Source organism: Neobacillus vireti (assembly GCF_001026695.1).
GTDB lineage: Bacteria > Bacillota > Bacilli > Bacillales > Cytobacillaceae > Neobacillus > Neobacillus vireti.
Genome location: NZ_LDNB01000007.1, coordinates 247,554 through 267,635 on the forward strand (window position 1 = coordinate 247,554; position 20,082 = coordinate 267,635).

The 20,082-nt window shown below is 43.7% G+C and carries 19 protein-coding genes; 14 read left to right on the forward strand and 5 right to left on the reverse strand.

All coding sequences use genetic code 11. From position 1 onward, the window contains the following. Nucleotides 1-92: 92 nt before the first annotated feature. On the reverse strand, nucleotides 93-1,523 hold the full coding sequence (locus AA980_RS25745) for an Ig-like domain-containing protein (RefSeq protein WP_024027062.1): 1,431 nt from the start codon (nucleotides 1,521-1,523) through the stop codon (nucleotides 93-95). A 368-nt stretch (nucleotides 1,524-1,891) separates the two neighbouring features. Between AA980_RS25745 and AA980_RS08315 the strand changes: the two genes are divergently transcribed. From AA980_RS08315 to uvrA, 5 genes are all read left to right on the forward strand, one after another. Continuing rightward, nucleotides 1,892-2,176: a YhdT family protein gene (locus AA980_RS08315; protein ID WP_024027061.1), complete on the forward strand. Its 285-nt coding sequence runs from the start codon at nucleotides 1,892-1,894 to the stop codon at nucleotides 2,174-2,176. Further along, nucleotides 2,173-3,618 carry a sodium/pantothenate symporter gene (panF, locus tag AA980_RS08320; RefSeq protein ID WP_024027060.1) on the forward strand — a complete coding sequence of 482 codons (1,446 nt, stop codon included), beginning with the start codon at nucleotides 2,173-2,175 and terminating at the stop codon, nucleotides 3,616-3,618. Before AA980_RS08315 ends, panF begins: the two co-directional genes overlap by 4 nt. A gap of 83 nt (nucleotides 3,619-3,701) precedes the next feature. Then, complete coding sequence (locus AA980_RS08325; RefSeq protein WP_024027059.1) at nucleotides 3,702-3,941, forward strand: CsbA family protein; 240 nt, start codon at nucleotides 3,702-3,704, stop codon at nucleotides 3,939-3,941. A gap of 337 nt (nucleotides 3,942-4,278) precedes the next feature. Then, nucleotides 4,279-6,258 (forward strand): excinuclease ABC subunit UvrB, encoded by a 1,980-nt coding sequence (gene uvrB, locus AA980_RS08330; protein WP_024029129.1) that lies wholly within the window; start codon nucleotides 4,279-4,281, stop codon nucleotides 6,256-6,258. A gap of 7 nt (nucleotides 6,259-6,265) precedes the next feature. Next, nucleotides 6,266-9,142, forward strand: a complete 2,877-nt coding sequence (uvrA, locus tag AA980_RS08335; RefSeq protein ID WP_024029128.1) for an excinuclease ABC subunit UvrA — start codon at nucleotides 6,266-6,268, stop codon at nucleotides 9,140-9,142. 33 nt (nucleotides 9,143-9,175) lie between these two features. On the opposite strand, the gene AA980_RS08340 is transcribed toward uvrA, so the two are convergent. The 4 genes from AA980_RS08340 to AA980_RS08355 are packed head-to-tail and all read right to left on the reverse strand — an operon-like array spanning nucleotide 9,176 to nucleotide 12,155. Further along, the gene (locus tag AA980_RS08340) at nucleotides 9,176-9,886 is read right to left on the reverse strand and encodes an amino acid ABC transporter permease (RefSeq protein ID WP_024029127.1); all 711 of its coding nucleotides are present in this window, start codon (nucleotides 9,884-9,886) and stop codon (nucleotides 9,176-9,178) included. Between the two features lie 15 nt (nucleotides 9,887-9,901). Beyond that, the gene (locus AA980_RS08345; protein ID WP_024029126.1) at nucleotides 9,902-10,552 is read right to left on the reverse strand and encodes an amino acid ABC transporter permease; all 651 of its coding nucleotides are present in this window, start codon (nucleotides 10,550-10,552) and stop codon (nucleotides 9,902-9,904) included. A 58-nt stretch (nucleotides 10,553-10,610) separates the two neighbouring features. Beyond that, nucleotides 10,611-11,405 (reverse strand): transporter substrate-binding domain-containing protein, encoded by a 795-nt coding sequence (locus AA980_RS08350; RefSeq protein WP_024029125.1) that lies wholly within the window; start codon nucleotides 11,403-11,405, stop codon nucleotides 10,611-10,613. A 21-nt stretch (nucleotides 11,406-11,426) separates the two neighbouring features. Then, a complete protein-coding gene (locus AA980_RS08355; RefSeq protein ID WP_024029124.1) occupies nucleotides 11,427-12,155 on the reverse strand; it encodes an amino acid ABC transporter ATP-binding protein in 729 nt (242 codons plus the stop codon). A 596-nt stretch (nucleotides 12,156-12,751) separates the two neighbouring features. On the opposite strand from AA980_RS08355, the gene AA980_RS08360 reads away from it, so the two are divergent. The 9 genes from AA980_RS08360 (at nucleotide 12,752) to ppaX (ending at nucleotide 20,081) form a co-directional block, all read left to right on the forward strand. Further along, the gene (locus AA980_RS08360) at nucleotides 12,752-13,693 is read left to right on the forward strand and encodes an ABC transporter permease subunit (RefSeq protein ID WP_024029123.1); all 942 of its coding nucleotides are present in this window, start codon (nucleotides 12,752-12,754) and stop codon (nucleotides 13,691-13,693) included. A 2-nt stretch (nucleotides 13,694-13,695) separates the two neighbouring features. After that, entirely contained in the window at nucleotides 13,696-14,601 is a 906-nt protein-coding gene (locus tag AA980_RS08365) for an ABC transporter permease subunit (protein ID WP_024029122.1), read from the forward strand. A gap of 63 nt (nucleotides 14,602-14,664) precedes the next feature. Next, nucleotides 14,665-14,979: a DUF4870 domain-containing protein gene (locus AA980_RS08370; protein WP_024029121.1), complete on the forward strand. Its 315-nt coding sequence runs from the start codon at nucleotides 14,665-14,667 to the stop codon at nucleotides 14,977-14,979. Nucleotides 14,980-15,018: 39 nt separating this feature from the next. Continuing rightward, nucleotides 15,019-16,128, forward strand: a complete 1,110-nt coding sequence (locus AA980_RS08375) for a DUF4097 family beta strand repeat-containing protein (protein WP_024029120.1) — start codon at nucleotides 15,019-15,021, stop codon at nucleotides 16,126-16,128. A 17-nt stretch (nucleotides 16,129-16,145) separates the two neighbouring features. After that, nucleotides 16,146-16,511 carry a phage holin family protein gene (locus tag AA980_RS08380; RefSeq protein ID WP_024029119.1) on the forward strand — a complete coding sequence of 122 codons (366 nt, stop codon included), beginning with the start codon at nucleotides 16,146-16,148 and terminating at the stop codon, nucleotides 16,509-16,511. A gap of 129 nt (nucleotides 16,512-16,640) precedes the next feature. Beyond that, complete coding sequence (hprK, locus tag AA980_RS08385; RefSeq protein WP_024029118.1) at nucleotides 16,641-17,576, forward strand: HPr(Ser) kinase/phosphatase; 936 nt, start codon at nucleotides 16,641-16,643, stop codon at nucleotides 17,574-17,576. Nucleotides 17,577-17,596: 20 nt separating this feature from the next. Continuing rightward, the gene (gene lgt, locus AA980_RS08390; RefSeq protein ID WP_024029117.1) at nucleotides 17,597-18,415 is read left to right on the forward strand and encodes a prolipoprotein diacylglyceryl transferase; all 819 of its coding nucleotides are present in this window, start codon (nucleotides 17,597-17,599) and stop codon (nucleotides 18,413-18,415) included. An 84-nt stretch (nucleotides 18,416-18,499) separates the two neighbouring features. Beyond that, nucleotides 18,500-19,444, forward strand: a complete 945-nt coding sequence (locus AA980_RS08395) for a nucleoside recognition domain-containing protein (RefSeq protein ID WP_024029116.1) — start codon at nucleotides 18,500-18,502, stop codon at nucleotides 19,442-19,444. After that, the gene (gene ppaX / locus AA980_RS08400; RefSeq protein ID WP_024029115.1) at nucleotides 19,437-20,081 is read left to right on the forward strand and encodes a pyrophosphatase PpaX; all 645 of its coding nucleotides are present in this window, start codon (nucleotides 19,437-19,439) and stop codon (nucleotides 20,079-20,081) included. The genes AA980_RS08395 and ppaX overlap by 8 nt, the downstream gene beginning before the upstream one ends. The last annotated feature ends 1 nt before the right edge of the window (nucleotide 20,082 follow it).

Here is a 20,082-nt window from a genome sequence, read left to right on the forward strand (position 1 = left end):
TATAAGTTATATGTAACGAAAAAAATGAAAATAAACAAAAAAAGCGGAGCGAAATCATTTCAAGATGACCTCGCTCCTCCTCTTAATGCCGTTTACTTAATCCAAGCACCATTGGCACCTAAGCGGTACGTGCCAATTTTTGTACTGTAAGCCATTTTACCGTTGCCGTATAGATAATACCATTTTGCTCCATCTTTGACCCAGCCGGTCTTCATGGCTCCAGTGCTGCTGAGGAAATACCAATCTTTACCCAAACGAAGCCACCCAGTCTTCATGGCCCCACTGCTGCTAAGGTAATACCAATCTTTACCAGATTTCAGCCAGCCAGTTTTCATCGAGCCATTGCTATTTAGGTAATACCAAGTACCTTTGTCTTTGACCCAGCCTGTTTTCATTACACCATTCGTATCAAGATAGTACCATTTGCCGCCATCCAAAATCCAGCCTGCTTTCCTTTCTCCAGACTGTTTATCGAGGAAAAACCATTTGTTTTCAGTGAACAGCCAACCCGTTACCATAGCGCCGCTAGTTTTATCAAGGAAATAGTATTTTCCGTTTTGGTAAAACCAGCCGGTATTTTTTACTCCATTGGTGTAATAATAACGTTTACCATTTTCAACCACCCAGCCGGTAAAATTTGAACTTGCAACTGTAATCTTTGTTGCCTTACTCTTATTTCCTGCTTTATCTGTTGCCGTTACGTTTAATACTGTTCCTGCTGGATAAACAGGTATAGAAACGCTAAATTTCCCATTTGCACCGGTAATACCTGTACCAACTACAGATCCGTTTACAGTTACCTCAATTATAGAACCAGCTTCTGCCGTTCCTGTTAAGATATTGTCCTTATCATTCACGCGATCAACCTGTGGTGCCGCTGGCGGAGTGGTATCTTCATTATCAAGATTCATCGTGGCCATTAGTGCGTATGTGTCGCCGTAATAGTCATTTAAGTTGAATGCTTTGATGTAATAAGTTCCTGGTTTGATATTATAAAGCTCTACTAATAGTTTCCCTTCTTGATAGATATCATCCATGTTGACAAGGGTATCATTTTTATCAAATAGTAAAAATCCAATTTCAGATAAAGCATAATCATCCATAAGACCAAGGACGGCCAATGGTCCGGATTTTGTCACATTAATTTTGTATGTATCAATATCATAGTAATCTAATGTGCCCAGAGCTATTTCATCTAATTTTAATGGATTCGCTTGATAAATGAAGTCATTCGGCTCGACTTCGTAAATAGTTGGATAATCATCCATTGCTGATGCCGCTGAATTACGATTAGCAGAATCTGATGCAGATGCAGACCATTTCTTTCCGTTAGTTAGTACTTTATTTAAGTCGCGGATTTTCTGTTTCTGTGCAAAAGTGAAATCTGCCTTTTCAGCGCTAGTTACCTCCTTGTTAAAAAGACTTTTTAGTGATTCGGATGTTGTTTCCGCCTTAACCCCTGAATTACCGATGAGCAAAATGATCATTAATACTACTAAACTCCCAATTGCCTTTAACTTCATCCAATACATCCCCCTTTAATAAAACTACCAACAAGAACCATGTTACTATAGGAAGAGGTATTTTTTAACAAATATATTCCCCTAAATAACTACAATCCCCTCTATAAAAATGGTATTTTTTCACAAATGGTGCCTGACACCATTAGAAATTGGTGGATTTTGTAAAAGTATGGTTGAACAGGGACATGGGGCACCTTGTCCCAATTTTAGGTTAGGGGTTTCTCTATGAAATTATTAGAAATTAACTAGGACAATAAGCCTGTCTCTCTGTCCCATAGGGGCACCCCCTTTTTGCATTCAGGATTGTTTGGTAAAATGTTCATTATTCGTTAAAAATAACGTAGTTGGGAAACGAGGAGGAGGTCCAGTTGAAAAAAACAGCTAAACCGCTGGACAAGCGTTTTAAGATTGCCCACAGGGAAGCCCTGATCGGGGTTATTCTTGTTTTGATTAATTTTATTTGGTGGTATGGCTTTGCCTATGGCCTTGGTTCAACCGATGTCCAAAACTATACCTACATATTCGGGCTGCCGGCATGGTTCTTTTACAGCTGCATTGCTGGCTTTGTGGTTATGGTGATTCTCGTCATTATGACCGTTAAATTTCTGTTTAAAGAAGTTCCTTTTGAAGAGAAAGAGGAGGAGAGCAAATGAATTGGGCGGTCATTACACCTTTGATACTCTTCCTCATGATTATTTTTGCCGTCGGCTTTTGGTCAAACAAGTTCGTCCTCAAATCTAATTCCTTTCTCGAGGAATATTTTTTAGGTGAACGGCAAATGGGCGGCTTTATCCTCGCTATGACGATGGTTGCGACCTATGGCAGTGCCTCAAGTTTTATCGGAGGACCGGGGATTGCCTACACCCAAGGCTTAGGCTGGGTCCTGCTGGCGATGGCCCAATTAGCAACCGGTTATTTCACGTTAATGGTGCTGGGAAAGAAATTCGCAATTGTGGCACGTCAGTATAAAGCGATCACTCTAATTGACTTTCTAAAAGAGCGTTATAAAAGTAAAACCGTTGTCCTTTTATCTGCGGCAAGTATTATCATTTTTCTGTTTTCATCAATGGCAGCGCAGTGGATTGGCGGGGCACGGCTTGTTGAATCCCTAACCGGGCTGCCTTACAGAGTGGCCCTATTAATTTTTGCCTTTTCCGTTCTCGCCTTTGTCATTATCGGCGGTTTTCGAGCCGTGGCCCTTACCGATGCTGTCCAAGGTGTCGTTATGTTTCTCGGGACGCTGATCCTGTTGGTGGCGACGATTAAAGCAGGCGGCGGCATCCCGCGAATCATCGCCGATTTAGCTGCGGAAAATCCGAATTTAATCAGCCCGTTTGGTGCCGAGAGAACATTAACGCCTGCTTATGTTTCTTCGTTCTGGATATTAGTCGGGATCGGTGTTGTTGGGCTGCCGCAAATTACCGTACGAGCGATGTCGTATAAAAACTCAAAAGCGATGCATAGTGCCATCATTATTGGAACAATTGTTGTCGGTTTTATTATGCTTGGCATGCATCTCATTGGTGTGTTCGCAAGGCCGGTGCTTCCTGGTATCAAAATTGGTGATACCGTCATGCCATTGCTGTCGATGAAAGTGCTGCCGCCGTTTGTTGCCGGCATCGTCCTGGCGGCGCCAATGGCAGCAATTATGTCGACGGTCGATGCCCTGCTCATCCTCGTCAGTTCAGCATTAGTCAAGGACGTCTATTTGAATTACATAAAGCCCAATGCCGGGGAGTACCATGTGAAAAAGGTCAGTTTCAGTGTTACGGCGATTATTGGAATCCTCGTCATTCTGTTGGCATTAAGTCCGCCTGATTTAATCGTCTGGCTTAATTTATTTTCTTTCGGCGGCTTGGAGTCCGTCTTTATTTGGCCTGTTATCATGGGGCTGTATTGGCGGAGAAGCAATAAATATGGCGCCATCACATCGATGATTCTAGGGATGGGTTCCTACATCCTATTAGACCGTTTTTATCCGAACGCCTTCGGGCTCCATACTGTAGTGGTGCCAATTGTGCTCTCATTGCTAGGATTTGTGCTCGTTAGCATTGCATCCCAGCAACACACCACTGCTATCAATATTGAAAAATAATAGAGCCGAAGTCTTTTTGTTGCAATTTTAGTCATTAATTTCTAGAATGAATTAACAGAAATCTTTGAATGGGTGTGGACCGATTGTTAGATGTTATTAGATACTTGTCAGCCTTTATTATGCCGGGGTTACTAGTTTTGTTGTTTACACGGGTCACTTACAATCGAATTATCGGTCTTGTTTTAACCGTTGCCCTTATTGCAGCGTCTGTTTATAAAGGTTATACCGGCTCTTTTCTTCTAATTGTGATTGACGCCTTCTCCTTAACCGCTGGGTTCTGGATGGCGGCAAAAATGAAGCAGCGAGCGGTGAAAAGAAGCTAGGATTTGTTAAGTCTGTCGAATTGCGGCAGGCTTTTTTGTTTTTGGCTGTGAGAGAATGTTNGCGCCTGCGGGGTCTCACCTGTCCCGCTGCTCCCGCAGGAGTCTCGCGCCTTCCACTCCAATCAACATTGTGCCCAAAATCAACAAGGCGCTTTAACACAGACTGGTTCTTTTAAAAAAATCGAATGCTAGTTCGCATATTGTTGGTTTGTTTTTGGGTGAATGTGGTAGAATGTTAATATGAAATTTTGCAGCACACTTTCCGGCACTATCCCGGTCCACATTAACAAGGTTATTAAGCTGAAAAGTGATTTATTTTATGGGGAGGAAACTTTTTGTGAAAGATCAATTTGAATTAATTTCAAAGTACTCGCCACAAGGGGATCAGCCGGAAGCCATCAGGCAATTAGTCGAAGGCATCAAGCAAAACAAGCGCCATCAAACACTTCTTGGTGCGACCGGTACGGGAAAGACATTTACCGTTTCAAACGTGATAAAAGAGGTAAACAAACCGACATTAGTGATTGCCCACAATAAAACGCTCGCCGGCCAGCTATATAGCGAGTTTAAAGAATTTTTTCCAAACAATGCCGTTGAGTATTTTGTCAGTTACTATGATTACTACCAGCCTGAAGCATATGTGCCACAGACCGATACATTCATTGAAAAAGATGCCAGTATCAACGATGAGATTGACAAACTGCGCCACTCGGCGACTTCTTCTTTATTCGAGCGCAAGGATGTCATTATTATTGCCTCCGTATCTTGTATTTACGGTCTCGGTTCGCCGGAAGAATACCGCGAGATGGTGCTGTCACTAAGAACTGGAATGGAAATTGAACGCAACCAGCTGCTTCATCGCTTAGTAGATATTCAATATGAACGAAACGATATTGATTTTAAGCGGGGGACATTCCGAGTCCGCGGCGATGTCGTTGAGATTTTCCCCGTTTCACGTGATGAGCATTGCATGCGGGTGGAATTTTTCGGTGATGAAATCGATCGCATTCGTGAAGTCGATGCTCTTACAGGTGAAATCATGGCTGAGCGAGAACACGTTGCGATTTTCCCGGCCTCCCACTTCGTTACCCGAGAAGAGAAGATGCGCGTTGCGATTGAGAATATTGAAAAAGAACTCGAAGAACGGCTTGCCGTCCTCCGTGCTGAAGATAAATTGCTTGAAGCACAAAGGATTGAACAGCGGACTCGTTACGATCTTGAAATGATGCGCGAAATGGGCTTTTGCTCGGGAATTGAGAATTACTCGCGCCATCTAACCCTAAGACCAGCGGGATCAACGCCATATACACTGCTCGATTATTTTCCGGAAGACTTCCTGATGATCATCGATGAGTCGCACGTCACCCTGCCGCAAGTAAGAGGGATGTTCAATGGCGACCAAGCGCGGAAACAGGTGCTTGTCGACCACGGTTTCCGGCTGCCATCAGCGCTCGATAATCGGCCGCTCACCTTCGATGAATTTGACAAGCACGTTCATAATGCCATCTTTGTTTCGGCAACACCGGGTCCTTATGAATTGGAACACACGCCAGAAATGGTTCAGCAAATCATTCGCCCGACTGGCCTGCTCGATCCAACGATTGAAGTCCGTCCAATTGAGGGCCAGATAGATGACTTGATTGGTGAAATCCACGAGCGGGTAAAGAAAAATGAACGAGTCCTTGTCACGACCTTAACGAAAAAAATGTCCGAGGACTTAACCGATTATTTGAAGGAAATTGGCATCAAGGTCCAATACCTGCATTCAGAAGTGAAGACGCTCGAACGAATTGAGATTATCCGTGAGCTCCGCATGGGAAAATACGACGTTCTCATCGGAATCAACCTTCTCCGTGAAGGGCTGGATATTCCAGAGGTATCGCTGATTACAATTCTAGATGCCGATAAAGAAGGCTTCCTCCGTTCGGAACGTTCGTTAATTCAGACGATTGGCCGTGCTGCCCGTAATTCTAATGGTCACGTCATCATGTATGCCGACAAAATCACCAATTCGATGGAACTGGCGATTAGCGAAACGAAGCGGCGCCGTTTGATACAAGAGGAATACAATCTGAAACATGGAATTACCCCAATGACGATTCAAAAAGAAATCCGCGATGTCATCCGAGCCACTCATGCAGCTGAGGATCAGGAACAATACACACCAGCCGCTTCGTTTGGCAAGATGAGCAAAAAGGAAAAAGAGAAACTGATTGCGAATATGGAGAAAGAAATGAAATTTGAAGCGAAGGCACTTAATTTTGAACGTGCCGCAGAGCTTCGTGATTTAATTTTAGAGCTGAAAGCGGAAGGATGACGTACAGATGGCGATGGAAAAATTGATTGTGAAAGGCGCCAGAGCCCACAATTTGAAAAATATTGATGTCACAATTCCGAGAGATAAGCTAGTTGTCTTAACCGGACTTTCCGGGTCTGGAAAGTCCTCACTCGCGTTTGATACAATTTACGCCGAAGGGCAGCGCCGCTATGTCGAGTCACTGTCTGCCTACGCCCGGCAATTCCTCGGCCAAATGGATAAGCCGGATGTCGACACGATTGAGGGGTTATCCCCAGCGATATCGATTGATCAAAAGACAACAAGCCGGAATCCGCGCTCAACCGTCGGAACGGTGACAGAAATCTATGATTATTTACGCTTATTATTTGCCAGAGTTGGGCATCCAACTTGCCCGATACACAAAATAGAAATCTCTTCACAAACGATTGAGCAAATGGTCGACCGGATTCTCGAATATCCGGAACGAACGAAAATGCAGATCCTTGCCCCGGTTGTTTCCGGTCGTAAAGGAACACATGTCAAGGTCTTCGAAGACATTAAAAAGCAAGGGTTTGTCCGTGTTCGTGTCGACGGAGAAATGGTCGACATCGGGGATGAGATTGAACTCGAAAAGAATAAAAAGCACTCGATTGAAGTGGTCGTTGACCGGATTGTCGTCAAAGAGGGGATTTCCGCCAGGATTGCCGATTCCCTAGAAACGGCCCTAAAGCTTGGCGAAGGAAAGGTCATTGTCGATGTGATCGGCGAAGAAGAGCTGTTGTTCAGTGAAAACCATGCCTGCCCTATTTGCGGTTTTTCGATCGGAGAACTGGAGCCGCGGATGTTTTCGTTCAACAGTCCCTTTGGTGCCTGTCCGGAGTGCGATGGACTTGGCTCCAAGCTAGAAGTGGATGTGGATCTCGTCATCCCTAATAAGGATTTGACTTTAAAACAGCATGCGATTGCCCCATGGGAGCCGACAAGCTCGCAATATTACCCGCAGCTATTGGAGGCGGTATGCAATCATTTTGGCGTGGATATGAATATTCCTGTTAAGGATATTCCCGAGCATCTGTTAGAAAAAGTTCTCTATGGTTCCGGCCGCGAAAAAATATACTTCCGTTATGAGAATGATTTTGGCCAAATCCGTGAAGGGAATATTGAATTCGAAGGCGTCATCCGCAATGTCGAGCGCCGCTACAAGGAAACAAGCTCCGATTATATCCGTGAGCAAATGGAGAAATACATGGGGCAAAAAGCATGCCCATCCTGTAAAGGCTACCGCTTGAAAAAGGAAACATTAGCGGTCCTGATCAATGGCCACCATATTGCCCATGTGACAGACCTTTCAATTGAAGAAGCGAAGCAATTTTTCGCCGAATTAAAGCTTTCGGAAAAAGAAATGCAAATTGCGAAGCTGATCTTTCGTGAAATTAGTGAGCGTCTTGGCTTCTTAGTAAATGTCGGACTCGATTATTTAACGCTGAGCCGTACAGCTGGGACGCTTTCGGGAGGGGAGGCACAGCGAATTCGCTTGGCCACCCAAATCGGTTCACGATTAACAGGCGTATTATACATTTTAGATGAACCGTCGATTGGACTTCATCAGCGTGATAATGACCGCTTAATTGGCACGTTGCAAAGCATGCGTGATATCGGCAACACATTAATTGTTGTCGAGCATGACGAAGATACGATGCTTGCGGCGGATTATTTGATTGATATTGGACCAGGTGCCGGTATCCACGGCGGTGAAATTATCTCGGCCGGAACACCTGCTGAAGTAATGGCGGACCCAAATTCGCTAACCGGGCAATATTTGTCGGGAAAGAAATTCATCCCGCTGCCACTGGAACGCCGCAAAGCGGATGGCCGCTATATTGAAATCAAAGGCGCATCCGAGAACAATTTAAAAAATGTCAATGTCAAGATTCCGCTTGGGATGTTTATCGCCGTTACTGGTGTATCCGGATCAGGAAAAAGTACACTAATCAACGAGATTCTTCATAAATCACTGGCGCAAAAGCTTCATCATGCGAAAACGAAGCCAGGGGAACATAAGAGTATCAAAGGCATCGATTATCTGGAAAAAGTCGTCGATGTTGATCAGTCGCCAATCGGAAGGACACCGCGTTCCAATCCGGCAACTTACACCGGTGTGTTCGATGATATTCGTGATGTGTTTGCTTCGACAAATGAAGCGAAGGTGCGCGGTTATAAAAAGGGGCGCTTTAGCTTTAATGTCAAGGGCGGACGCTGTGAAGCGTGCCGCGGCGATGGGATCATCAAAATTGAAATGCACTTTTTACCTGATGTATATGTTCCGTGCGAAGTGTGCCATGGGCATCGTTATAACCGTGAAACACTGGAAGTGAAGTACAAGGGAAAAAATATTTCTGATATCCTCGATATGACTGTTGAAGCAGCCGTCGAATTTTTCGAAAACATTCCGAAAATCAGCCGTAAGCTGCAGACGATTTTGGATGTCGGCCTTGGCTATGTCAAGCTTGGCCAGCCGGCGACTACACTATCCGGTGGGGAAGCCCAGCGCGTCAAGCTTGCTTCTGAATTGCACCGCCGTTCGAACGGAAAATCATTTTATATTTTAGATGAGCCGACAACCGGTCTCCATGTTGATGATATTTCGCGATTACTTGTTGTTCTCCAGCGTTTAGTGGAAAATGGCGATACCGTACTGGTCATCGAGCATAACCTCGATGTCATCAAGGCTGCAGATTATCTTGTCGACCTAGGACCTGAAGGCGGAGACAAAGGTGGGACAATTGTTGCAACTGGCACACCGGAAAAGATCGCGGAAGTCCCTGAATCTTATACCGGCAAATACTTAAAACCGATCCTCGAGCGTGACCGCTTACGAATGAAACAGCAAATTGAAGAGAAAGAAATGACAGTAAAAAGCTAAAACTTCGCGTTTTAGCTTTTTTTATAGTGGAGACTAGCCGGATAAGGATGCAGCTCGAATTCTCCTGTTTCCATTTTTCCCGTCTTTTTGATTGGTATCCAACCGTTTTTCCAATGCCCTGGCCACTAGTGATAAACAATAGTTGACAATGAAATAAATCAATGCGACTAAAATGAAAATTGGTATTACATAGGTGACATTTCCGTTGTAAATCCCTTGCGCATTGTGGAGCATTTCCGGTAATGCGATGACGACAGCTAATGATGTGTCTTTTAATAAGGAAATAAACTGGCTTACCAGCGGCGGAATCATCCGCTTTAACGCTTGCGGCAGGATAATATGCCACATCGTTTGGATATAGGTTAACCCAGAAGATCTTGCCGCTTCGATTTGCCCTTTTTCAATCGAGTTCAATCCGCTTCTGACGATTTCAGAAATCATCGCTGATTCAAAAATCGTTAACGCCATGATGGCTGCAGGCATGATCTCTAGCTTTAGGCCCACTTCCCGCAATCCAAAATAACTGAAGAAAATGATTAGTAATAAAGGTGAATTCCGAATCGTCTCGACAATCACTGCCACTATCTTTGACGAAACGGGAATTTTAGCATATCTGAGTGTTCCTAACAAGCTGCCAATCACAAAGCTTAAAATAATCGAAATGACTGCGACTTCGAGGGTAATCAAAAAGCCTTTTAGTAAATAGCTAAGGTTTCCGACAGAGTACGCTCCAATAAAGTCCATTGCTCATCACCCCTTTTAATAGCTTCTTGCCAGTCGTTTTTCTGAACGATTGACAAAAAAGCTCAATGGGATTGTTAACACTAAATAAAACAGCGCTGCAAAAATATACGTATCAAATGATATCCATGTCTTCTCATGAACATAATCGGCAAAATACATCAATTCCATCCCTGCGACAAGGCCTAAGATCGACGAGTTTTTAACGAGATTAATAAATTGATTGCCAATCGGGGGAATGACAATTTTAATCGCCTGGGGCAGTACAATGTGTTTCATCGCTTGAATATACGTTAGTCCGGAAGAGCGGGCGGCTTCCATTTGTCCTTTATCAACGGATTGAATCCCGGCACGTACTGCCTCGGCAATAAAAGCAGCTGTATAAATCGTCAGACCAATCGTTCCGGCAGCAAAGCCGCTTAAATTGATATAGTTACTTAGCCCGTAATAAAAGAAAAACACAATAAGAATGAGGGGAATATTCCGGATAAACTCGACAAAACAGGTCCCGATCCAGTTTAAGATTCGGAGGGGGGCAATTCTCATCACAGCCACGATAACCCCTAGGATAAAACTGCATATAAGGCCAATAATACTGACTTCAATCGTCGTCAGAAAGCCTTGGAAATACAAATCAAAGTATTTTGTTAAAATGGAGAAATTAAGCATATTTTCTCTCTCCTTTCATCAAAGGATGGGATCCTTTATCCCATCCTCTATGAAAATCCTACTCTTTAATCCACTTCGCTTTCATTTTGTCGTATTCGCCGCTATCCTTTAACTCTTTCAAAAATTTATTTACATAGTCAACAAATTCTTTATCTCCTTTTGTCATCGCAATTCCGTAAGGTTCTTCAGTGAAGGTACCGCCGACCACTTCATAATCGGAATCTTGCGCCGCCATCCCATAAAGAATCGAGTTATCAGTCGTTAGGGCATCGCCTTTACCGGACTTTAATGCTGTGAATGCTTCGGCGTAGTTTTCAAATTCTAATAGCTCTGTTTCAGGCGCCGCCTTTTTAACGTTTGCTCCAGAAGTTGCCCCCTTAACGGCTAATACCTTTGTTCCTTTTTTCAAATCATCGACACTTTTAATGGCACTGCCTTTTTTCACTAACAGCGATTGGCCGGCATCAAAATACACATCTGAGAAATCTACTTCCTGTTTTCGCTCCTCGGTAATCGTCATCGTTGCGATAATCGCATCAATATCGCCGTTTTTCAGCATCGGTATCCGCGTTTTGGACGTAATCTCTACCAATTCAATTTTCTTTTCATCGCCAAGTATTTTCTTTGCAAGGGCCTTTGCGATATCGACGTCAAAGCCTTCGACCTTACCTGATTGCGGATCTTTGTAGCCGAATAAATACGTGTCATATTTGACCCCGACGACAAACTTTCCGCGATCCTTAATTTTTCCTAAAGTGCCGTCACTTTCACTGCCTGAGGACGACTTCCCGCAACCAGCCATCAAGGCTGCGATTAAAGTAAATATGACTCCAAAAAATAACCACTTCTTCATACCATTTTTCCCCCTTTATAATTAATGATTTAATACACGTTTTAAAAAGAGCTGCGCCCGTTTAGCCTGTGGATGGGCAAAAAACTCGGCAGGCTTTCCTTCCTCAACAATTTCTCCTTCATCCATAAAGACGACCCGGTTGGCTACTTCACGAGCAAAGCCCATTTCATGGGTGACCACCACCATCGTCATCCCTTCGATTGCAAGCTGCTTCATTACCTCGAGAACTTCACCTATCATCTCGGGATCTAAAGCGGAGGTGGGTTCATCGAAAAGCATGACCTTCGGCTTCATTGCCAGCCCTCTGGCAATCGCAACCCTTTGCTGCTGTCCTCCTGATAGTTGCGATGGGTAGGAATTTGCCTTTTCAGGAATACCGACTTTTTCTAAGTAGAACATTGCCGTTTCATGCGCCTTTTTGTCATCCTGACCGAGTGCTTTAATGGGAGCTAACGTAATATTTTCCAAAACTGTTTTATGAGGATACAAGTTGAAATGCTGAAACACCATCCCGATATTTTTGCGGAGATCATTTATATCGGTTTGTTTACTATGCACTTGGATACCGCCTACAACCAGTTCGCCGTCGGTAATGGTTTCTAATCGATTGATGCAGCGAAGCATCGTACTTTTTCCAGAGCCTGAGGGACCAATGACGACTACAACCTCGCCTTGATTCACTTCTAAACTAATATCCTTTAAAACATGAAAACTACCGTAATGTTTATTGACATTACGAAATGAAATCAATACAACCCCCTCCAAAGCAAAAAATAGTTAAAAGTAAATTCCCTTTACACTATGAATAAGGGACAAGGTTTATTCAGTTTTCACAGTGGGAATCTGAATTTAGTCTGAAGTACCTAGGTAATAATACCTGGTTTTATGGAGGTTCGGGGAATAGAGGCTTTGGCGGTATCAATTGTGAAGTTGGCGAAATCCGGGCTAAGTTTGGCGAGACCTGACACCTGTTTGGCAAATCCGTGCCAAGTTTGGCGAGATTAATCCAAAAGATGGCGAAATCCGGACTCAGTTTGGCGAGATTAATCTAAAATTTGGCGAAATCCAGACCCAGTTTGGCGAGATTAATCTAAAAGTTGGCGAAATCCGAACCATTTTTGGCGGAATTAGCAATGACCAGGGGGCTAAAAAAGTAGTTTGGCGGAATAAATGCTAAGTTTGGCGGGATCCGCCCCCAGTTTGGCGAGATTAATCCAAAAAGTTGGCGAAATCCCATGCCGCTTTTTAAAAAAAGGTCATTTCCTATGTAATCTCATTCGCAAAATTGAAATAATTTTGAAATATTAGTAGAATAGTAGGAGATTCCAAAAAAAGGAGATGAAGAGATGATTTTCAGAAATATTTTTCATCAGACTCTATTATGGCTGATAACCATTATGCTGTTTCTGACATTGTTATTCCTGCCACGCACAGCTGCCTATGATATCGGGGCGGGAGGCATGTATAAAGGCGCGACCTACAATTATTCACTCAACGCCCATATTGACCAATTTAAGCAATTTTTTCAATATCTTAAGGAAAATAAAGGCCTTGGCACCGTTTATAATGGGATCTCGCTTACAGAAAATATTTGGCGCACCTTCCAAAAAAGCATGCTGATTACCATTCCCGCCCTATTCCTAGGCTTTTTCCTTGGCATCGCCAAAGGTGTTTTCGACTACCGGATTCGCAATCGAAGAGGGAAGCTGTTTGGGGTCCATACAACAAGATTCTTCCTCTCGATTCCTGACTTATTTTTGATCATTGCCTTGCAGCTGCTAATTATGGAAGGCTTTGAGGCCGGCCTGCTTCCCCATATTATTGTTTACGGCAGCGACCAGCCAAGTGTTGTCATCTTGGATATTATCTTCTTAGCGATTTATCCGTTATTTTACATAGCTAATATTACTTTTTTTAGCATCCGTGACGAGCAGGGAATGGATTACATACGGACCGCCTTTTCCAAAGGGACGTCCTCCTTTAAGGTATTGTACCGCCACGTCTTAAAAAATTGTTTTGTCAAAATCTTGAGCCATACAAATACGATTACTCTATATGCGCTCTCAAACTTATTCATCGTCGAATTCTTAACGAATTATCGGGGCGCCGCCTATTTTTTTTACGAAACGGTTACATCACCGAAAGCTTTCATGGTAGGTCAGGACTTCTCAATAGCGGTTTACCCGGCTGCAGGATATGTTATCCTCTTTACCGCTGTAATTTTTCTGGCGAAGGTTCTTAGTGAAATCGCAAAAGGCATGGTATCGCCGTTGGAAAGGAATGAATAGAATTGAAGAATTGGAAGCTTTGGATAAGTTCGCTCTTTTTACTAGTTTTACTGATTGTTGTGTTCGCTGGGCCATCTTTGCCGTTTGTCGATCACCATTTAAAGCAACATGGTGTGATCAAAACCGAAACAGGAGCCTTCATCCTTCCGCCGATTCCACCGAGAGAAGGATTCCCGCTAGGCAGTAATCATAAAGGCGTTGATGTTCTCAGCCTGATCATTATGGGGGCGAAAGAAACATTGACCACCGTCATCCTTGTCGTTGTCATCCGCTACGTATTGGCCATCCCGTTAGCTGTTGGCGGATTTTATTCGAAACTACTGGAAAAAATACTGCAGGGCTGGCAGCAGCTGTTTTCCTTTATGCCGCCAATCTTTTTTGTTACCTTTTTCGTGACACTGCCGCTGATCTTCTTTTCCAAGGAAAGAGGATTGTGGGTCATTCTTGTGATTGCGATGCTGGAAACGGGAAGGGTGGCAGAGATTATCCTGCAAAATATGAAGGAGACAAAGAAACGCCCATATATTGAAGCGGGAATTGTCGCTGGCGGCACGCCGTTTCGGCTGTTTAAAAACTATTATATGCCTGTCGTGATACCGCATCTGATAATATTAATCGTCAATGATATAGGCAGGGTGCTTTTCCTGCTCGCACAGCTGGGAATTGTCCATGTTTATGTAACCCATACGTTCATCACGAATGAGTTGGGGGCCTATGAAGTTGTTAATACCTCCCTTGCATGGCCTACGATGTTTGAAAAAATTACGGCGGATATCTTTACCTATCAATGGATACCGTTTTCCGTAATTGGCGCGATTGCCGTGACGATTTACACCTTTAATTTGTTCGCAGATGGCTTGCAAAAGTTTTTTGAAAATAAATACCGAACCTACCGCGCTGATTTATAATTTAAAAAAACTGAAACCTTCAGCTTTCCCTTCCGTAAATATAGGATAGAGGTGATGAACGATATGGATACAAGAAAGGTACTTTCAAGTTTGTGCTATTTTAGTATTTTTTTCGCAGGGTTTCTTTTTCCATTGGTTGTCTACTTTGCAACAGGGGACGAAGTGACAAAAACTCATGCGAAGAAATCACTAATATCGCATTTAATTCCATTGATCCCGACACCGCTGATTGTTGTTGCTGTATGGTATGATTTTGCCAGCTTGCCAGATCAGCTTCCTGCTTTTACCTTTATAAGTATTGTCGTGTTAATACTGATTTGGATTGTTGTTCTCATTTGGAATATTGTAAAAGGCGTAAAGGTCCTAACAGCTGAATAAGCTTTAAGAGAGAAAAATTTTATATTTGAGGTGGAGACCATGAAAGAGGAACGAAAACGCATTTTAAAAATGGTGGAAGAAGGCAAGCTGCCAGTTGACGAAGCCTTAACATTGCTGGAAGAACTCGAAAAAGCACAGAAGACGATGGAAGAGAAGCAGGAGCAAATTGTGAATGAGCTGTCAACGGCCGTTCAATTTGAGGAAGCGAAAAAGGAAGAGCCTTTCCAGGCGAAATACCAATCGACAAAGGATAAGATTTTTGACTTTGTCGACAGCGCTTTGAAAAAAATAAAAGATTTGGATTTTGACTTGAACTTCGGACAATCAGTTGATATTTCCCATATCTTTCACCAAGCGGACGTCGATCTAAAGGATCTGGACATTGACGTCGCAAACGGTTCCGTTAAGATTGCGGCCTGGGATCAGCCGGACGTCAGGATTGAGTGCCAGGCGAAGGTTTACCGAGTCGACAACCAGGATCAGGCACGGCAAAACTTTTTAAGAGACGTGAATTTTTCCGCCGACAACCGGAAATTACGGTTTATGACCCAGCAGAAATGGATGAAGGTGGAAGCTATCATTCTTGTGCCAAGAGCTCAATATGAGCGGGTGCGCATTCGGATGTTCAATGGCGCTGTTACAGGTGAAGAAATGGATGTTCATGACCTGCGGGTGAAAACCGCTAATGGAAAAATCAGTCTTAATCGTTTGAACGGAACGAAAGCAGAGATTGAAACAGCGAACGGAAAAATCAACATGACCAACAGCCAATTCGATGACCTTGAGGCAGAAACCATTAACGGCGCAATAAAGCTTGAAGGTGATTTTAAACAAGTTGAAACGCAGTCCTTTAACGGAAATATCAGCTGCAAATTAACTGGCAGCCGCGCCGAATTACTTCAAGCAAAAGCCACAACGGGCGGCATTGATTTGCTTGTCCCAGAGGGCGCGCCTATCAATGGCGAGTTTAAGACCAATCTGGGCGGTTTTAATTTGAATCTTGTCGGCGTTCAGGTGCTGGAGGAGAAAAGTGAAATGATTCAGAAATCGCTTCGCTTCCAATCCGTCAACCATCCTGATAAAATGGTAAGGATCTACGCTGATACAAAAACAGGGTCGATTTCAATTCAAAAATCACTTGAAGAATAACTAGGAGACTAGAGAAAATGAGATGGCTGATTGGATGTTTGATTAATGCAGTTTTGTTTATGGCACTTGCGGGTTATTTTCACGAAAGCTTTTACTTAACAGGGTTTATGGCCGCATTTCAGGCGAGCATTTTATTATCCATTTTAAATGTGCTGGTGCGCCCGCTCCTGATTTTGTTTACCCTGCCGGTAACGATAGTAACGATGGGATTGTTTTTATTTGTCATCAATGCCATCACGCTTGAACTGACGGATTGGCTGATGGGATCGTCGTTCGAGATTCATGGCTTCGGAATGGCCTTGTTTTTTGCGGTGCTGATGTCACTCTTCAACTTAGTCATTCAAAAAACCATTCTCGAGCCATCAAGGAAATCAAAACGATAAATGTCCGGGTGCACACTGCAACTTATTAGTGTGTACCTTTTTTAATTGTTTTTCCATTTGGTTCTTAGTCAAAAAATGCTAAAATAAGAGATAGTGAAAAAAATTAGTCCGCGTTGAGGAGGAAGCTTCTTGCCAAAAGTAAGCACCAAAGATATAGTAGATACATTTCATCTTGAATTGGTCAGTGGGGAAGAGGGCATCAATCGCCCGATTACCACGAGTGATATCTCACGGCCGGGAATTGAAATTGCCGGGTATTTTGAATTTTATCCAGCTGAGCGCATCCAGCTGTTAGGGAAGACAGAACTATCCTTTTTCGAAGAGCTTCCTGAAAGCGAACGAATTTCAAGAATGGAACGCTTATGCACCGATATTACCCCAGCGATTATTGTCACCAGGGATATCGAAGTTCCAGTGGAGCTAATCGAAGCATCGGAACGTGAATCCGTCCCTGTCCTTAGGACAAGCATGAAAACGACGCGGTTCTCAAGCCGGTTAACGAATTTTCTAGAAAGTCAGCTTGCGCCAACGACGGCGGTGCACGGTGTATTAGTGGATGTGTATGGAATAGGCGTGCTGATTACTGGAAAAAGCGGCGTCGGAAAAAGCGAAACAGCGCTCGAACTTGTCAAGCGTGGACACAGGCTTGTAGCCGACGATTGTGTAGAAATTCGCCAAGAGGACCAAGATACCCTTGTTGGTACGTCCCCAGGATTAATCGAACATTTATTGGAAATCCGCGGCTTGGGTATTATCAACGTCATGACGCTTTTCGGTGCCGGCGCTGTCCGCAGTAATAAGCGCATTACGCTCATCATGGATTTAGAAATTTGGGATTCCAAAAAACAGTACGACCGCTTAGGCTTGGATGAAGAAAAAGTAAAGATTATTGACACCGAGGTTACAAAGCTGACCGTTCCAGTTCGCCCCGGACGAAACCTCGCTGTTATTATTGAAGTAGCAGCGATGAATTTCCGCTTAAAACGAATGGGCGTAAATGCTGCACAGCAATTTACGGAACGGCTTTCCGATGTGATTGATGAAGGGGAACAGGAAGATATTTAAGGGAAAAAGGAGAAAGAGAGATGAACGAAACGATAGAACCGCTTAACCCGATTGCCTTTAACCTTGGACCAATTCCGGTGCATTGGTACGGAATTATTATTGGTTCAGGTTTAGCACTTGCCCTGTTTCTTGCAATTAGAGAAGCAAATCGCCGAGGGCTTCCGAAGGACTTATTTGCCGACTTGATGCTTTGGGCGATTCCAATTGCGATTATTTCTGCCCGGATTTATTATGTGATTTTTGAATGGAAGTATTATGTCAAACATCCAATCGACATCCCGCAGATTTGGACGGGCGGGATTGCTATTCACGGCGCGTTGATCGGTGCCGTGATTACCACAATTGTATTTGCCAAAAAACGCGGAATTTCTTTTTGGAAAATTGCCGACATTGCGGCCCCGAGTATTATTCTTGGCCAGGCGATTGGCCGCTGGGGCAATTTCATGAACCAAGAGGCACACGGCGGTGAAGTGAGTCTTAGTTTTCTCCAAAGCCTGCATTTGCCGGACTTTATTATCAACCAAATGTATATTGAAGGGGTCTATTATCACCCTACTTTCTTATATGAATCTCTTTGGGATTTTGCCGGATTTATCTTATTAATCCTTCTCAGGCGTGCGAATTTCCGCCGCGGCGAGCTATTTCTTTCTTATGTCATTTGGTATTCCATCGGTCGCTATTTTGTCGAAGGCTTAAGGACGGATAGTTTAATGCTTGGGAGCCTGCGGATGGCTCAAATGATTTCGATTGCATTGATCGTTGGAGCGATAGCGATTATCCTTTATCGCCGTCAAAAGAAAATGGCGGAAGCCCGGTACTTAGATCAAGCGAATTTGTAGCGAATAGGGATTATACTATATCGCTGTGAAAAGAAAATGACGGAAGCCCGTTACTTAGAACTAGAGAATGGGGGAGTTTGGGGAATGCTGCTAAGCTCAATGAAAAAGGGGTTACTGGTTGGTTTCAAAACAACATGGACGTTAGGGAAAGTTATTTTTCCAGTTACCCTGATTGTGGCAGTGCTGCAGTATACGCCAGTTCTGCCATGGGTAATGAAGATGATTTCCCCGCTCATGAATCTGTTGGGATTAACAGGGGATGCCGCGATTCCGCTTGTGCTCGGGAATTTTCTGAACCTGTATGCGGCAATCGGCGCCATTTTGACGTTCGATTTTTCAGTAAAAGAAGTATTTATTCTAGCCGTGATGCTTTCATTTTCACATAATTTATTCATCGAATCCAGCGTCGCCATGAAAGCCGGCGTCAAGCTGTGGGTGGTCATTGTCACAAGGCCCGGGCTTGCTCTCCTGTCTGCTGTCGTGATTAATCTTGTTTGGCATGGTGGCACAGAGACAGCAAAGTATGGCTTCATTCAGCCGAGTGCTGAACATCCCGACGGAATCGCTGCTATTTTACTAGAGGCGGTTCAAAAAGCAGGACTTGGCATTTTTCAATTAGCGATGATTGTCATCCCGCTGATGGTGGTCATCCAAATTTTAAAAGACTTACAATGGTTAAATAAGTTTTCTAAGATGATGTCCCCCGTAACAAAAACGCTCGGCATGAAGGAGAATACCTCAACGACGATGGCTGCCGGTTTATTATTCGGCTTAGCTTATGGTGCCGGCGTGATGATTCAAGCCGTAAAAGAAGATGGCGTCAGTAAAAAGGATATTACCCTGGCATTTATATTTCTAATGGCCTGTCATGCGGTTGTTGAAGACACGTTAATCTTTGTACCGCTCGGCATCCCGGTTTGGCCGCTGTTTTTAATCCGGCTCGGCGTCGCGATTGTGTTAACCTTGGTGGTTGGGATGATTTGGAAACGCAGAGGGTTAGTGAAAAGAAAGGAAGCTACCTATGACTAAAAAAATAACGACAATACTGTTTGATTTAGATGGTACGTTAATTGATACGAATGAATTGATCATTGCAACTTATTTGCATACGCTTGAAAAATATTATCCAAGCAAGTACAAACGCGAGGATGTTTTACCGTTTATGGGCCCTACCTTGCATGAAGCATTTAGTACAGTAGATCCTGACCGTGTCGAGGAAATGGTTCTGGAGTATCGGACATTTAATCTCGCCAATCATGATGCACTAGTGAGGGAATTTGAGGGTGCAGTGGAGACGGTTCAAGCTTTATTCGATAAAGGGTACAAACTCGCAATTGTCACAACGAAACGTCATGATACTGCCTTGAAAGGGCTGCGTCTGATGAACCTTGACCGCTATTTTGAAGTGATTGTCGCGCTAGATCATGTGACAAAGGTAAAGCCTGATCCAGAGCCGATTTTAAATGCGCTTGAGCAGTTAAAATCCACACCTGAGGAATCACTGATGGTCGGTGATAATTACCATGATATTTTAGCAGGAAAAAATGCCGGCACATCGACTGCAGGTGTCGCATGGTCGATTAAGGGCAGAGAATACATCGCCAAATACGAACCAGATTATATTCTTGATCACATGACGGATTTATTAAAAATTCTCGGAGAGTGAG